Source organism: Haloferax litoreum, assembly GCF_009674605.1.
Classification (GTDB): Archaea; Halobacteriota; Halobacteria; order Halobacteriales; family Haloferacaceae; genus Haloferax; species Haloferax litoreum.
Window position 1 is genome coordinate 2,250,196 of sequence record NZ_WKJO01000001.1, and the last position, 14,005, is coordinate 2,264,200.

General features: G+C 59.2%; 10 protein-coding genes, 1 tRNA gene and 3 rRNA genes. 6 read left to right on the top strand and 8 right to left on the bottom strand.

What is annotated here, in order from left to right:
* Positions 1-42: 42 nt before the first annotated feature.
* Positions 43-294: a hypothetical protein gene (locus GJR96_RS11650; protein WP_151163078.1), complete on the bottom strand. Its 252-nt coding sequence runs from the start codon at positions 292-294 to the stop codon at positions 43-45.
* Positions 295-443: 149 nt separating this feature from the next.
* Between GJR96_RS11650 and GJR96_RS11655 the strand changes: the two genes are divergently transcribed.
* Together GJR96_RS11655 and GJR96_RS11660 are read left to right on the top strand one after the other, a co-directional pair.
* Complete coding sequence (locus GJR96_RS11655) at positions 444-1,757, top strand: 5'-deoxyadenosine deaminase (RefSeq protein WP_151163079.1); 1,314 nt, start codon at positions 444-446, stop codon at positions 1,755-1,757.
* An 89-nt stretch (positions 1,758-1,846) separates the two neighbouring features.
* Positions 1,847-2,452: a GNAT family N-acetyltransferase gene (locus GJR96_RS11660; RefSeq protein WP_151163080.1), complete on the top strand. Its 606-nt coding sequence runs from the start codon at positions 1,847-1,849 to the stop codon at positions 2,450-2,452.
* Positions 2,453-2,479: 27 nt separating this feature from the next.
* Here GJR96_RS11660 and GJR96_RS11665 read toward each other — a convergent pair whose 3' ends face one another.
* Together GJR96_RS11665 and GJR96_RS11670 are read right to left on the bottom strand one after the other, a co-directional pair.
* Positions 2,480-2,845, bottom strand: coding sequence for a hypothetical protein (locus GJR96_RS11665; RefSeq protein ID WP_151163081.1), 366 nt, complete (start codon positions 2,843-2,845; stop codon positions 2,480-2,482).
* Positions 2,846-2,899: 54 nt separating this feature from the next.
* The gene (locus GJR96_RS11670) at positions 2,900-4,090 is read right to left on the bottom strand and encodes a redox-regulated ATPase YchF (protein ID WP_151163082.1); all 1,191 of its coding nucleotides are present in this window, start codon (positions 4,088-4,090) and stop codon (positions 2,900-2,902) included.
* A gap of 204 nt (positions 4,091-4,294) precedes the next feature.
* Here GJR96_RS11670 and GJR96_RS11675 point away from each other — a divergent pair, with 204 nt between their 5' ends.
* The gene (locus tag GJR96_RS11675) at positions 4,295-4,633 is read left to right on the top strand and encodes a hypothetical protein (RefSeq protein WP_151163083.1); all 339 of its coding nucleotides are present in this window, start codon (positions 4,295-4,297) and stop codon (positions 4,631-4,633) included.
* A gap of 33 nt (positions 4,634-4,666) precedes the next feature.
* Complete coding sequence (locus tag GJR96_RS11680) at positions 4,667-5,080, top strand: hypothetical protein (RefSeq protein ID WP_151163084.1); 414 nt, start codon at positions 4,667-4,669, stop codon at positions 5,078-5,080.
* Positions 5,081-5,164: 84 nt separating this feature from the next.
* On the opposite strand, the gene GJR96_RS11685 is transcribed toward GJR96_RS11680, so the two are convergent.
* The 5 genes from GJR96_RS11685 to GJR96_RS11705 form a co-directional block, all read right to left on the bottom strand.
* Positions 5,165-6,400, bottom strand: a complete 1,236-nt coding sequence (locus GJR96_RS11685) for a hypothetical protein (protein WP_151163085.1) — start codon at positions 6,398-6,400, stop codon at positions 5,165-5,167.
* 351 nt (positions 6,401-6,751) lie between these two features.
* A 5S ribosomal RNA gene (gene rrf / locus GJR96_RS11690) occupies positions 6,752-6,873 on the bottom strand.
* Positions 6,874-6,981: 108 nt separating this feature from the next.
* A 23S ribosomal RNA gene (locus GJR96_RS11695) occupies positions 6,982-9,893 on the bottom strand.
* A 213-nt stretch (positions 9,894-10,106) separates the two neighbouring features.
* Positions 10,107-10,178: transfer RNA gene (locus GJR96_RS11700), tRNA-Ala, on the bottom strand.
* A 96-nt stretch (positions 10,179-10,274) separates the two neighbouring features.
* Positions 10,275-11,747: ribosomal RNA gene (locus GJR96_RS11705) — 16S ribosomal RNA — on the bottom strand.
* Together the 16S, 23S and 5S rRNA genes with 1 tRNA gene alongside form the textbook arrangement of a ribosomal RNA operon.
* 674 nt (positions 11,748-12,421) lie before the next feature.
* Here GJR96_RS11705 and GJR96_RS11710 point away from each other — a divergent pair.
* Entirely contained in the window at positions 12,422-12,982 is a 561-nt protein-coding gene (locus tag GJR96_RS11710; RefSeq protein ID WP_151163086.1) for a TATA-box-binding protein, read from the top strand.
* Between the two features lie 87 nt (positions 12,983-13,069).
* Positions 13,070-13,858 carry a helix-turn-helix transcriptional regulator gene (locus GJR96_RS11715; RefSeq protein WP_191965855.1) on the top strand — a complete coding sequence of 263 codons (789 nt, stop codon included), beginning with the start codon at positions 13,070-13,072 and terminating at the stop codon, positions 13,856-13,858.
* The last annotated feature ends 147 nt before the right edge of the window (positions 13,859-14,005 follow it).

Here is a 14,005-nt window from a genome sequence, read left to right on the forward strand (position 1 = left end):
AGGGTGGGTTTTTACCCACCGAGACGTCGTCCAATTCTCGGGTCAAAAGTTATCGACGATGGCGGCGATTTGTTCGTCTGTGAGCTCTGCCGCGTAGAGTTCGAACAGGTCGTGCAGACGTTGGGTCGAGAGGCTTCGCGTATTGTTCTCCAGCATCGAGATGTGTGCTTGCATGATGTCGTCGACGACTTTCTCGACGCCACGCTGTTCGTACCCCGCCGCAGTCCGGAGGAGACGCCACGCTCGTGGCGAGATGTCGTTTACGTCCACATCGTCGTGCTCCGGGCTCGGCATCTATCGTACAGTTGTTCGGATATGAGCCGATAATAATTCTTGGTACCTGTTTCGACCGGACCACGCCCTCGGCGCAGGTCACCGCCCGTCCAGTCGCCCGTCGTTGGTACCCCCACCTATTTCAGCGCGGGTCGACTACCCGAACGAGGATGTTACTCGCGGGAACGGTGGTTGCGGACGCGACCACTATCATCGAAGACGGGGCCGTCGTCGTCGACGGCGACCACGTGGTCGCCGTCGGCGAGCGAGCGTCGCTCGAAGAGACGTACCCCAACCACCACCGACGCGAGTTCGACATCGTCGCGCCGGGACTCGTCGGCGGGCACGTCCACTCGGTCCAGTCGCTCGGGCGAGGTATCGCCGACGACACGTCACTCCTCGACTGGTTGTTCGACCACGTCCTCCCGATGGAAGCCAGTCTCGACGCCGACGGGATGCGCACCGCCGCGGAACTCGGCTACCTCGAATGTATCGAGTCCGGGACGACGACTGTCGTCGACCACCTCTCCGTCCGACACGCCGACGAGGCCTTCGAGGCGGCGGGTGAGATGGGAATCCGTGGGCGCATCGGGAAGGTGCTGATGGACACGAACTCGCCCGACGACTTGCAGGAAGACACCGACGCGGCGTTGGCCGAGTCGGAACGACTCATCCAACAGTACCACGACTCGTTCGGCGGGCGCATCCAGTACGCGCTCACACCGCGGTTCGCAGTCACGTGTTCCGAGGCGTGTCTCCGCGGCGTCCGCGAACTCGCAGACGCCTACGACGGGGTCCGAATCCACACGCACGCGAGCGAGAACCGAGAGGAAATCGCGACGGTCGAAGCAGAGACGGGGATGCGCAACATCCACTGGTTGGACGAAGTCGGTCTCACCGGTGACGACGTCGTCCTCGCCCACTGTGTCCACACCGAAGCGTCCGAGCGCGAGGTACTCGCGGAGACTGGCACGCACGTCACCTACTGCCCGTCGTCGAACATGAAACTCGCGTCGGGTGTCGCACCAATCACCGACTACCTCGAACGCGGAATCAACGTCGCCCTCGGGAACGACGGCCCGCCGTGTAACAACACACTCGACCCCTTTACAGAGATGCGGCAGGCCAGTCTGCTCCAGAAGGTCGATTCACTCGACCCGAGGACCACGCCCGCCGCGACTATCTTCGAGATGGCCACCAGAAACGGCGCGAAAGCGGCCGGATTCGACGGCGTCGGACGTCTCCGTGAGGGCTGGAAAGCCGATATCGTCGGCCTGACCACCGACGTGACGCGCGCGACGCCACTCCACGACGTGCTGTCGCACCTCGTCTTCTCGGCACACGGCGACGACGTGGTCTTCACCATGGTGGACGGGGAAGTGCTCTACGATGGCGGCGAACACGTCCGGGCCGACGCGGACGACATCCGCCGTCGTGCCCGTGCGTACGCAGAGACTATCGGCACCACGTCCGCTGACACCTGAGGGGTCAGCCCCGGGCATCAGATTCCCTGCTACTCGCGAGACCGGCCGCCATCGCCGCATCTATCTCTCCCCACGACCCCACCAGAGATATGACCGTTCGCCTCCGCCCCGTGACGGAGTCTGACCTCCCCGCCATCCGAGACATCTACGAACCCTTCGTCGAAGAGACGGCCATCACGTTCGCGTACGACCCTCCGAGCGTCACCGACCTCGAGACGAAACTGCGGAAGAAGACCCACCACCCGTGGTTGGTCTGCGAACTCGACGGCGACGTGGTTGGATACGCCTACGCCGGGCCTATCCGCGAACGTGACGCCTACCAATGGGCGGTCGAAACGTCGATATACGTCGACCCGGACTTCCAGCGCCGCGGTGTCGCCCGTGGGTTGTACACGGCACTCCTCGACATACTCGAACAGATGGGCTACGTGACTGCCTACGCCGTCGTCACGACGCCGAACCCGGCGAGCATCGCGTTCCACGAGTCCTTCGGGTTCGAACGTGTGGGTCGATTCGAGCGCATGGGTTACAAACACGACGAGTGGCACGACGTAGAGTGGTGGGCACTGGACCTCCAATCCCACCCGGACGACCCGGACGACCCACTCTCGGTTGCGACAGCACAGACTCGAGAGTGGTGTGACGACGCGGTTGCGCGCGGTGCTGCGTCTGTCCGCGACACCGCACAGAACTAAACAGAATTCGTCGCAGTCGTCACGCCTTCAGGCATTCGCCTCGGCGGACTCTTCTCTGGCCGACTCGCGTTCGGCGCTCGACGCGTCGTCGACGCCGGTGGTTCCCGCCCGTTCGAGGACGTAGCGTTCGACGGCGGCCGACAGCATCGACTGCCAGTCGTCGAACTCGGAGTGTGCATTGACGTATCGGTCCCACTTGTGGGTCGGAATGGACTCGAACGACTCCTGGTCGGAGACGTCGAATCCGCTGTTATCGACGAAGTCACCGATAGATGTCGCATCACTGTGTGATTCGACCCACGTCGGTGGGAAGAGGTCTGCGAGCGTTACTTCGCCGCCGAGTCCCCCGATCTCGACGTCGAGTGTCGCCGCAGACGTTTCGGCCTCACCCATACACGGCCCCTACCGCCGAGTGTATAACCGTGTTACGGTTGCGGCCGATGAAGGTCAGTTCGTCGAGATTATCTCGACAACGTCGCGGTGTTCGAGTTCGTGGTCCGACCCGATTTGGCGCTTCGAGTGACAGTCGATGCCGTGGAGGAGGCCATCGCCGATGTCGGAGTGGAGGTGGTACGCGAAGTCTTCGGTCGTCGACTCTTCGGGGAGGATGAAGCAGTCGCGAAAGACGCCCTGTGAGTCGGACTTCCCGTTGGCGCTGCCGGGGAAGATTGCGATTGCGCCCATCACGTCGAACAGCGCCATCTCCAGAGACTGCTGGACGCCCGTGCCGCCGTACTCGCCGATGAACTCACGAATCTGTTCGAGACCGGCCTCCTGTTCTTCGCTCACGTCGCCGACGATGTCGAAGTCGTCCGCGCCGGGTTGATAGTCGACGACACCGCCTTCGTCGGCGTTCTTTAGCGCCTTCTCCGCGTGTGCGCTCGTGGGCGTGAACGTGAGGTGGTCGTAGTCGGGGTCCGAGGTAATCTCCTCGTAGTTCTCCTGTGAAACCGGCTTGTCCATCTTGTTCGCCGCGATGATGATTGGCTTGGTTCGCTTGCGAATCTCGCGGGCGAGTGCCTCTTTGTCGTCGTCGTCCCACTCGTCGGGGTCGAGGCCGATGTCCAGAGACAAGATGACCTGCTTGATTTCGTCTTTGTTCGTCTTGAACGCCGACATCTGCTCTGCGAGGTCGACTTCGATGTCCTTCTCCTCACCGTGGTAGCCCGACCGGTAGCGGTCGATACCCTTCTCGAGGATGCCGAGATACCACATGTCGAGTTCGTTTTCGAGGAAGTCGATGTCCTCGCGGGGGTCGTGGCCTTCGGTCGCCTCGCCTTCGATGTCCGTCTCGCCAGAGAAGTCGACGACGTGGACCAGCACGTCCGCCTCGTTGAGGTCGGTCAAGAACTGGTTGCCGAGACCCTTGCCCTCGTGGGCACCGGGGATGAGACCGGCAACGTCGACGAGTTTGACCGGGACGAACCGCATGCCGTCGTCACAGTACCCGACCGAGGGTGTACACGTTTCGTCGAACTCCGGGGCCGCACACTCGACGCGGACGTACGCTTCACCGATGGAGGGGTCGATAGTCGTAAACGGGTACGCACCCTCCGGTACGTCGTTCATCGTCGCCGCATTGAAGAAACTGGATTTCCCGACGGACGGTTTTCCGACGAGACCGATCTTGTAACTCATTCGTTGGTCGGACTGCCGGGTCCAACGCTAATAACGGTTCGACGTTCGTCCGCCGTGTGCGTGGAATTCACACGCTACCGAGGCCGTTCGGAGTGATTTCAGCGACGACACCCCGAGGGGAAGACACCTGAAGCCACCTCTCTACAGCGACGCGATTGGACGGTGTCCGGTGCATCTTTGTCTCCACGTCACTCACACCCGCTGATGACCGACTCGGACGAGACGGCGACGGACGACACGGCGATAGTCGACGAGAAGACAGATGCTGACACGTTCGGCGTCGGTATCCAGGTCACGGAGACGGAACTGCGGTTCGTCGTCAACGTTCCGTCCGATATCGACTCGGGGTGGACCGACCCCGAGGCGTTCCAGCGACTCGTCGAACGCATCACGTGGGAGACCCTCGACCAAGAGCGTGTCCTCCGGACCATCGCCACCGAGGCAACCGAGGGCGAGACGGTACTCCTCGGGACGGTCACACTCCGGCCGGACGAGACGCTCGTAGACCACACGCTCCGCCCTCCGTCGTTCGACGCGGCGTAACACCCTGCAGAAACCTTCCCCTACATTCTCTCCATGGACACCGAACCGACGACCGAGACGGCGATTCGAGAGATGCAAGACGCCGCGCTCTCGCGTGCGCTCTCGGACGAGACGGAGGCGCGGCAGTCACTCGCGCTCGCAGGAGCGCTCGAAACGGCACGCCGAGAGTCGACGGCGACGACGTTCGACAGCGGCGGTGTCACGCTCGCAGCGTCACTCGCGTTCGTCTCGACGCTCTTTGCACACCGTCGCCTCCGCGACTCGCTCCGGTCGGCGGTGCAGGTCACCGACGACTCGGCGTGGTATCCAAGCGGTTCCTCCGCCCGCGTCGACGACGAACTCGTGGCGACTGGTGCGAGCCTCGCCGTCGAACGGTTCGACGTGTCGGCGTCGAGAGTCGGTGCACTCGGCGGCGTCGACGTCGAACTGATAGACGTCCGAGAGTGAGCGGCCGACCCACACGGTTCCAGTTTGTAGTGCTGCCGCTCCGGGTACGGTGTTCGTTCGAAAAGAGAAAGCCGCAGTTGCGACTTACTTGCCCTTCTTCGCGTGTTCCGGCGGGCCGTTGGAGTCGGAGTCGTCCTCAGAGTCGGACTCCTCCGTAGAACTGCTACTCTCTTCTTCCTCGTCGTCGTCCTTCTTGTCGTCCTTCTTGTCGTCGTTACCTGCGTGTTCCGGTGGGCCCTGCTTGTCGTCGTTTCCGCCCTTCTCGGCGGCCTGCCCGTTCTTGCCGTTGTCTTTGTCCTTCGGGCCGGCGTGTTCAGGACGTTTCTCGTCCGCCTTCCCGGGGTTGTTCTCGGTCACGAAGTCGGAGACTGCCTGTCCCATCGGGCCGTCACCCGCGGTACTCTTGAGACGCTCCACGAACGTGCTGACGAGCACTCCGAACGGGTCGTCTTCGGCGACTTCGCCTTGGAGGGTCGCAGTCGTCTCGGCGGTCTGGTCACCGTACTCGGCGGTCACGGTGACCGTGACGTTTTCGAGTGGGTCCGCGAGGTGGACGGTTCCGTTCTCGTCGGTCACGTAGTCACCCGCGTCGGTGTAGTTGCCGCTGACCGTGACGTTCGCGCCTTCGACGACGTCACCGTCTTCGGTCACGGTGACGACGACGCTCGCATTTTCGTCTTGTTCGACAGCGACCGAGAGGTCGTCACCCTCGAAACTGACGGTGGACTCGGCCGTCGCGTCGTTCGCGCTCGCGACGAAGGTCAGGTTCGTCGTGTTCACCGGTTCCGTGAATTCGACGGTACCGTTCGCGTCCGTCTCTTTCGTTGTGTTGTCGTAGTCGGTCCCGTTGACCTGCACCGACGCGTTCTCGACTGCGTCACCGTACTGCGTGACAGTCGCGGTTACCGTGTCGTTCTCGTCGTCGGTTTCGACGGTCACGTCGAGCGACTCGCTGTGCGGGACGAGTTCGGTCTCGACGGACGTAGTCGTCGTGTTGTTCCCGTCACCTGCGGTGACGTCGAGCGTGACGTTCACGCGTTCGTCAGGGTTCGGGAGTTCGACGGTGCCGTTCGCGCCCGTCGTGTACGTGGTGTTGTTCGCACTGTAGTTGACGCTCGATTCGACCACGGAGACCGTCGCGTTCTCGACGGTCGTCTCGTTCTGTGTCACGGTCACTGTCGCGTTGCCCGTCTCGACGTCCTGTTCGACGTCGACCTGGAGGGACGTGTCGGTGGTCGCCGCACCGACGGTCCCGGGGACCATCGCGACGGTCAGCATCGCAATGACCATGACTGCTGTGGTGAGTTTGCTGCCGCGCATGCAACCACCCATTCTAACCCTACTACAGTAAAGTAAGGTAACCGTGACTTCGGTTTTCGCCGAATTTCACGCCATTCAACGGGTTCGAAATCGGGCTTTCGTCTGTCGATTTCGCCGTTTTTCGACGTGAATCGGTTCGGCGGCGGTCAGCGACAACAGGATAGCTTGACTGCGTGGGTACTGACGGTTCACTCTCGTCGAGGCGGTGTCCGTGAGTCTGAATAGAAGGGTGAGGACCCGCGAGTGCTGCGGCTCACGGGCACCGAACCGCACGCGAGTGGCGAATCCACTCGCCGTAAATGAAGAAAGCCCACCGGACGCGTGTCCGGTGGGCTTTCGGTGAAGTATGAGTAGGGGCGGCGAACTGGATTTCCCAGAGGATCGCTCACTCCAGTACTGACCAGAACGCAGGTGAGCTTAACTTCCGTGTTCGGGATGGGTACGGGTGGAACCTCACCGCTCTGGCCGCCTTAATTCCGATCAATGGAATCGAACCATTGTGATACCAATATCGGTGGCGTCTGACTAACGTACGTGCAATCCAGTTTGCGCCTGGACCCGTTCTCGGGTCTCAGTGCGTATGAATGTGGCTTGGTCTGTTAGTGCTCGCGGGCTGAACAACTCGTTGCCTCGTTGCGTACACCCCGAGTCTATCGAACTCGTCTTCTACGAGTGACCTCAGTGGAACTTCTTTTCCGTGTAGGTTTCGAGCTTAGATGCTTTCAGCTCTTACCCTGCGGTGCGTAGCTGCCCGGCAACTGCCCTCTCGGACAACCGGTACACCAGTGGCACCCATTCGTAGTTCCTCTCGTACTATACGAACGTTCACGTCATGTTCCTAAACACCCCCAATAGATAGCAGCCGACCTGTCTCACGACGGTCTAAACCCAGCTCACGACCTCCTTTAATAGGCGAACAACCTCACCCTTGCCCGCTTCTGCACGGGCAGGATGGAGGGAACCGACATCGAGGTAGCAAGCCACCGGGTCGATATGTGCTCTTGCCGGTGACGACTCTGTTATCCCTAAGGTAGCTTTTCTGTCATCTACGGGTCCCATGAATGAACCTCGTAGGTTCGCTAGACCACGCTTTCGCGTCAGCGACACTCGTTGGGAATGTCACTGTCAGACTTCCGTTTGCTCTTGCGCTCTTCCACGAGTTTCCGACTCGCGTGAGGAAATCTTTGGGCGCGCTCGATATCTTTTCGAGCGCGTACCGCCCCAGTCAAACTGCCCGGCTACCGGTGTCCTCCGCCAGGAGTGAGAGTCGCAGTCACTAACGGGTAGTATTTCAATGTTGCCTCGGTGGCCCGCTGGCGCGGGTACCTGTGTAACGGCTCCTACCTATGCTGCACATTAGCGACCACGTCTCAGCGACAGCCTGCAGTAAAGCTCTATAGGGTCTTCGCTTCCCCTTGGGGGTCTCCAGACTCCGCACTGGAACGTGCTGTTCACCGGGCCCAACGTTGGGACAGTGACGCTCTCGTTGATCCATTCATGCAAGCCGCTACTGAAGCGGCAAGGTACTACGCTACCTTAAGAGGGTCATAGTTACCCCCGCCGTTGACGGGTCCTTCGTCCCATTGTAATGGGTGTTCAGATACCCGCACTGGGCAGGATTCAGTGACCGTACGAGTCCTTGCGGATTTGCGGTCACCTATGTTGTTACTAGACAGTCGGAGCGTCCGAGTCACTGCGACCTGCTCGATCAAGAGCAGGTATCCCTTATCGCGAACTTACGGGACTAACTTGCCGAATTCCCTAACGTCGGTTGTTCCCGACAGGCCTTGGCTTGCTCTGCCAGCGCACCTGTGTCGGATCTCGGTACGATCTTCTTGCTCGTCTTTTCACGGGCTCTAGGTACCGCCGAGTTTCCCTATCTCACCATTCTTTCGCTTCGTGCCATTACGGCTTCCACGAAGTTCGGTGATTCGACGGGGCGAAGGCCCCGCTCGGTGTTTCCTAAAGCGTCGACTTTGAGTGCAAGAAGGTACTGGAATATTAACCAGTTTCCCTTTCATCTAATTCGAATTACGGTTAGACTTAGGATCGACTAACCCTCGGCTGATTAGCAGTGCCGAGGAACCCTTGCGCGTAAGGCCGTCGGGGTTCACACCCGACTCTCGCTGCTACTGAGACCATGATTTTCGTTGCTGCTCGGTCCACACGAAGTCTCCCCCGTGCTTCCACCCAAACAGTATGCCAACCTACGGAATCGTACTATGAGTACGCCGCCAGGTCTCGGAGATGGATTTGAGCCCCGATCATTTTCGACGCCTCGAACCTCGGCCGGTAAGCTGTTACGCTATTCTTAGAGGGTAGCTGCTTCTAAGCTCACCTCCCGGCTGTTTAGGGCTCGAGACAATCTTCAATCGCACTTAATCCATACTTTGGGTCCTTAACCTAGCTCTGGGTTGTCTCCCTCACGGTGCACAAGCTTACCCCGCACACCGGACTCCCTGAGTCTACGACGTTCGTAAGTTCGGAGTTTGACAGGGAAGCGAACTCCTCTCGGAGTCCGGATTCCCAATCGGTCGCTCTACCTCACGAACTATCTCATCAGAGGTCATGCTTCGACATGTTTCGGTTGGAACCAGCTGTTGCCAAGTTCGATGGGCCTTTCACCCCTACACCAGAGTCACGAGAGGGTATTGTAGGACACCAACTCTAACGGGCCTCCACGCAGCTTTCGCCACGCTTCACCCTGCTCCGGCGTAGATCACTTGGTTTCGGGTCGCATCCGGTTGGCTCCCCGCCCTTGAAGACGGTGGCCCTGGTCAAAGACTGCGGCCGTATCGGTTTCCCTATGCCTCCGGGGGTTCACCCCTTAGACTCGCCAGTCAGATGCACTCCATGGTTCGTTTTTCAAAACGTACGACGTAACATCGGCTTCGTTCGAGTCTTACTATGGAATCGCTTCCAATTCATTCGTCGAACGACCTTGTATGCTACGTCGCTCTATCGCCAACTGATTTCAAGCCCTATTGCACCGCCCTTTTCGGGGTGCTTTTCAGCGTTCGCTCACGCTACTTGTTCGCTATCGGTCTCGAGGAGTGTTTAGTCTTCGCAGTTGATGCCTGCGTAATTCACGAGGGATATCCAACCCCCGCTATTCTGGAACAACCCCGGGACCTTTTTCTTACACTACGGGGTTTTCACCCTGTATCACGCTCCGTTCCAGGAGACTTCGTGTAAGATCCAGGTCCGTTACGGGTAGTCCGTACACCACATTGCCCGAAGGCTTCGGTTTGGACTGTGTCGCTTTCACTCGCCGTTACTCACGATATCGCGGATTGCTTTCTTTTCCTGCTCCTACTAAGATGTTTCAATTCGGAGCGTTCCCCATTGCGCAAGGCAATTGCGTGGGGATTCCCATTCGGAGATCCTCAGTTCTTTCCCTCCATGCGGGTCCCTGAGGCTTTTCGCAGCTTGGCACGTCCGTCATCGGCTCTCGAGCCGAGCTATCCACCAGCTGGCACAGTAGCCAGTTGATATAGTCACTGTGACCCGGAGAACGGGTCCAGTGGACGCCTGGATTGCACGTACACACGGTTTCATCAAACGCCCAGTAGTCTTCTGGCGCGTTTTCGACCCTTCCCAACCACGCTTGCGCGGGTTGGTGCATCAGTCGTCAATGCTCATTCCTTCGTATCGCCGTCCCACACTTAAGGGGCACGATTCAACGAGGGTTGAACATTGCTTACCATGGACCCACAGGGATTCGAACCCTGGGCATCCTCCTTGCAAAGGAGGCACTCTACCACTGAGCTATGGGCCCCATGTCAGCCCTAGTAGTTCTAAGGTGTCCGAACGGATGGTGTTCGAACTCGGAAGATCGCGTGTGAGCCACCCCGTCGGGGTGGTCTCGGTCGTTAGGAGGTGATCCAGCCGCAGATTCCCCTACGGCTACCTTGTTACGACTTAAGCCCCCTTGCGAAGCCCAGATTCGACTGTCGTGTGACAGCCTCATCCGGACCTCACTCGGGTGCTTTGACGGGCGGTGTGTGCAAGGAGCAGGGACGTATTCACCGCACTCTTGTGAAATGCGATTACTACCGAATCCAGCTTCATGAGGGCGAGTTTCAGCCCTCAATCCGAACTACGATCGAGTTTAGGAGATTAGCGTTCTCTTTCGAGATAGCAACCCATTGTCTCGACCATTGTAGCCCGCGTGTAGCCCAGCTCATTCGGGGCATACTGACCTACCGTTGCCCGTTCCTTCCTCCGCTTTAGCAGCGGCAGTCCTTCTAATGTACCCAGCCAGTCGAAACTGCTGCTGGCAATTAGAAGTGCGGGTCTCGCTCGTTGCCTGACTTAACAGGACGCCTCACGGTACGAGCTGACGGCGGCCATGCACCTCCTCTCTATAGCGTCGTGGTAAGGTCATCAACCTGACCGTCATCACTATAGTCGGAGCTGGTGAGATGTCCGGCGTTGAGTCCAATTAAACCGCAGGCTCCTCCGGTTGTAGTGCTCCCCCGCCAATTCCTTTAAGTTTCATCCTTGCGGACGTACTTCCCAGGCGGCTCGCTTCTCGGCTTCCCTACGGCACAGCACAGGCTCGTAGCCTGTGCCACACCTAGCGAGCATCGTTTACAGCTAGGACTACCCGGGTATCTAATCCGGTTCGAGACCCTAGCTTTCGTCCCTCACCGTCGGATCCGTCTTCTCGAGGTGCTTTCGCCATCGGTGGTCCGTCCAGGATTACGGGATTTCACTCCTACCCCGGACGTACCCCTCGAGCCTTCCGGTCCCAAGCCACGTGGTTTCCACCGGACGCCCGCCAGTTAAGCTGGCGGATTTCCCGATGGACCTTCGTGGCCGGCTACGGACGCTTTAGGCCCAATAATATCGGTCATCACTTGGGCTGCCGGTATTACCGCGGCGGCTGGCACCGGTCTTGCCCAGCCCTTATTCCCCGACCGCCTTACAGTCGGGAAAAGCGAGGACTATATGCCCTCGCACTTGGGGTCCCCTTATCGCACTTGCGTACAGTGTAAAGGTTTCGCGCCTGCTGCGCCCCGTAGGGCCCGGAATCTTGTCTCAGATTCCGTCTCCGGGCTCTTGCTCTCACAACCCGTACCGATTATCGGCACGGTGGGCCGTTACCCCACCGTCTACCTAATCGGCCGCAGACACATCCTACGGCGCCGGAGCGTTTGGGAGAGTCGGCATTCCAGCGCGACTCCCCTATGAACTATTAGCCTCAGTTTCCCGAGGTTATCGTTCTCCGTAGGGTAGTTTGTCCACGTGTTACTGAGCTTTCCGCAACGAGTCTAAGCTCGTACAACTAGCATGGCTAAATCGGACCCCAATAGCAATGACCTCCGGCAGGATCAACCGGAATGGGTCGCGACCATTTAAACCTGGTCGCGGGGTGTTGGCGGGTGAATGGCAGCGTAATGCTGTCAAATCACCGTTCAAAGGTCCGAGTTCGAATGATATCCGTTCGGATATCACCGAACTACTAGGGCTAACATCAGATACCGTCTTGCGGCGTACCGCAGGGGCGGAATCCTCATTTCCTTCGGATTTGAATCGAGGTGGTTCGTGGGTATAAACCCGTCGAACCTCGCTCGACCAAACCCGGTGAGGCAGGACGCGTTGAAACGCCCTGCAATCGCGGTGTGTCGTTCGCATTCTTCCGAAATGCCTTGGACCACTTAAGGCCGTCGTATCGTCGGCACCCCGGGAGAGTGTGTCATCCCGGTGAGCGCCAGACGGCCTTGGGTCGGTGGGCGTTCGGACGAAGCCTTCGGGGGGAGTGCCCCCGTGCGCTTCTTCACATTACTTCGAATGGCACGGTTACATTTAACGCCGTTGATTTAGTGGCTCTGTGAGAAAAATAGACACGAGGCGTGTCATAACTTCACGCGCGTCCACTCCTGACCTCAGTCGAGTGGCGAGTGAAACAAAGTATTAGTTTCGCGCGCGTGCGAGGCGACGACGGAATCGACTCAGTTGAACTCGGTTTATAACGGGTCGCTTTATAAGGAAGGAGGTATGATTAAAAAGCGAGCAATGAGTGGGCCGGCAGACTCCATCGAGATTCAGAACGTAGTCGCATCGACCGGGATCGGTCAAGAGCTCGACCTCGAAGCACTTGCCGACGACCTTCCCGGTGCTGATTTCAACCCAGACAACTTCCCTGGCCTCGTCTATCGGACACAAGAGCCGAAAGCCGCGGCACTCATCTTCCGGTCTGGGAAAATCGTGTGTACCGGTGCAAAGAGCATCGACGACGTACACGAAGCACTCGGAATCATCTTCGACAAGCTCCGAGAACTGAGCATCCCTGTCGACGACGAACCCGAAATCACCGTTCAGAACATCGTCTCCAGTGCAGACCTGGGTCACAACCTGAACCTGAACGCCCTCGCTATCGGTCTTGGTCTCGAGGACGTTGAGTACGAACCCGAACAGTTCCCCGGCCTCGTCTACCGGATGGACGAACCGAAGGTCGTCATCCTCCTGTTCGGTTCCGGGAAAATCGTCATCACCGGTGGCAAGCGGACTGACGACGCAGAGACGGCCGTCGAGGAAATCGTCGAGCGTATCGACGCACTCGGTCTTCTCGGCTAAGTTCTCACACCGTACTTTCTTCAGCAGTACACTCCGCTGAGCGACGCACCGACAAGTGTAAAATGTCGAATACACTAACGAAACGACATGAATGCGCGGGAGGACGTCGCGTTCCTCGTCGGGTCGCGGAGCAGGGAGTCGATACTGCAAGCACTCGCGCGAGAGCCACGGCGGCCAACTGACCTCGCACGGGTCTGCGGATGCGCCCGCGAAACGGCACAGCGGACGCTCGCAGGGTTCTGTGACCGAGGATGGGTGGAGAAATCCGACGGGTTGTACCGACTCACCCCCGGAGGGAAGATGGTCTACGAACAGTACACAGACCTCGTCGACACCGTCGAATGCACGGCACGGATGCGCGAGTTCCTGACGAACGCTGGGGGCATCTGTGACGACGTTCCGGCCGATGTCCTCGAGCAGTTGACCGTCACGACTGCCGCAGACAACGACCCACACGCACCCATCAACCGGTACCTCACCGTGCTCGGAAACGACACGGTAGACGAATTCCGCGGCGTCTCTCCTATCGTCAGTCGGGTCTTCAACGAAGCAGCAGAACAAGTCCTCGGTCCGCAGACGGAGATGGAACTCGTCGTCGACAGAGACGTGCTCGAACGGTCCATGTCGGAGTACGCCGAATCGTTCGAACTCGGACAGGAACTCGACCAGTTCTCGCTCCGTGTCGTAGAGGACACTCTCGAGTTCGGCCTCCTCCTCGTGGATGGTCACGGCTTGGTCGCAGCCTACGACGACCACGGAAACATGGTCTCACTCGTCGACGGTGACGCACCCGCAGTCGTGGACTGGGTCAAAGACCTCTACGAGTCGATTCGAAGCGAGTCAAAACCACTCGAACACGGCGACTCGGCGGTGTAAGCCGAGGATCAAAGCGGACGACGGCGTGTCGACAGTACTGGTTCCGGCAGGTCTGTGACCGAACCAGTCACACGTGATTATTCCAATCACACACGTGTGCAATAAAATATAAGACTGTCCTCTTCAGAGGTGTAAGTGCAGCGGCAA

Coding starts and splice junctions, on each gene's coding strand:
- GJR96_RS11685 (WP_151163085.1), bottom strand. CDS start 6,400: ATGCGCGGCAGCAAACTCACCACAGCAGTCATGGTCATTGCGATGCTG.
- GJR96_RS11655 (WP_151163079.1), top strand. CDS start 444: ATGTTACTCGCGGGAACGGTGGTTGCGGACGCGACCACTATCATCGAA.
- GJR96_RS11670 (WP_151163082.1), bottom strand. CDS start 4,090: ATGAGTTACAAGATCGGTCTCGTCGGAAAACCGTCCGTCGGGAAATCC.
- GJR96_RS11665 (WP_151163081.1), bottom strand. CDS start 2,845: ATGGGTGAGGCCGAAACGTCTGCGGCGACACTCGACGTCGAGATCGGG.
- GJR96_RS11650 (WP_151163078.1), bottom strand. CDS start 294: ATGCCGAGCCCGGAGCACGACGATGTGGACGTAAACGACATCTCGCCA.
- GJR96_RS11675 (WP_151163083.1), top strand. CDS start 4,295: ATGACCGACTCGGACGAGACGGCGACGGACGACACGGCGATAGTCGAC.
- GJR96_RS11680 (WP_151163084.1), top strand. CDS start 4,667: ATGGACACCGAACCGACGACCGAGACGGCGATTCGAGAGATGCAAGAC.
- GJR96_RS11710 (WP_151163086.1), top strand. CDS start 12,422: ATGAGTGGGCCGGCAGACTCCATCGAGATTCAGAACGTAGTCGCATCG.
- GJR96_RS11660 (WP_151163080.1), top strand. CDS start 1,847: ATGACCGTTCGCCTCCGCCCCGTGACGGAGTCTGACCTCCCCGCCATC.
- GJR96_RS11715 (WP_191965855.1), top strand. CDS start 13,070: ATGAATGCGCGGGAGGACGTCGCGTTCCTCGTCGGGTCGCGGAGCAGG.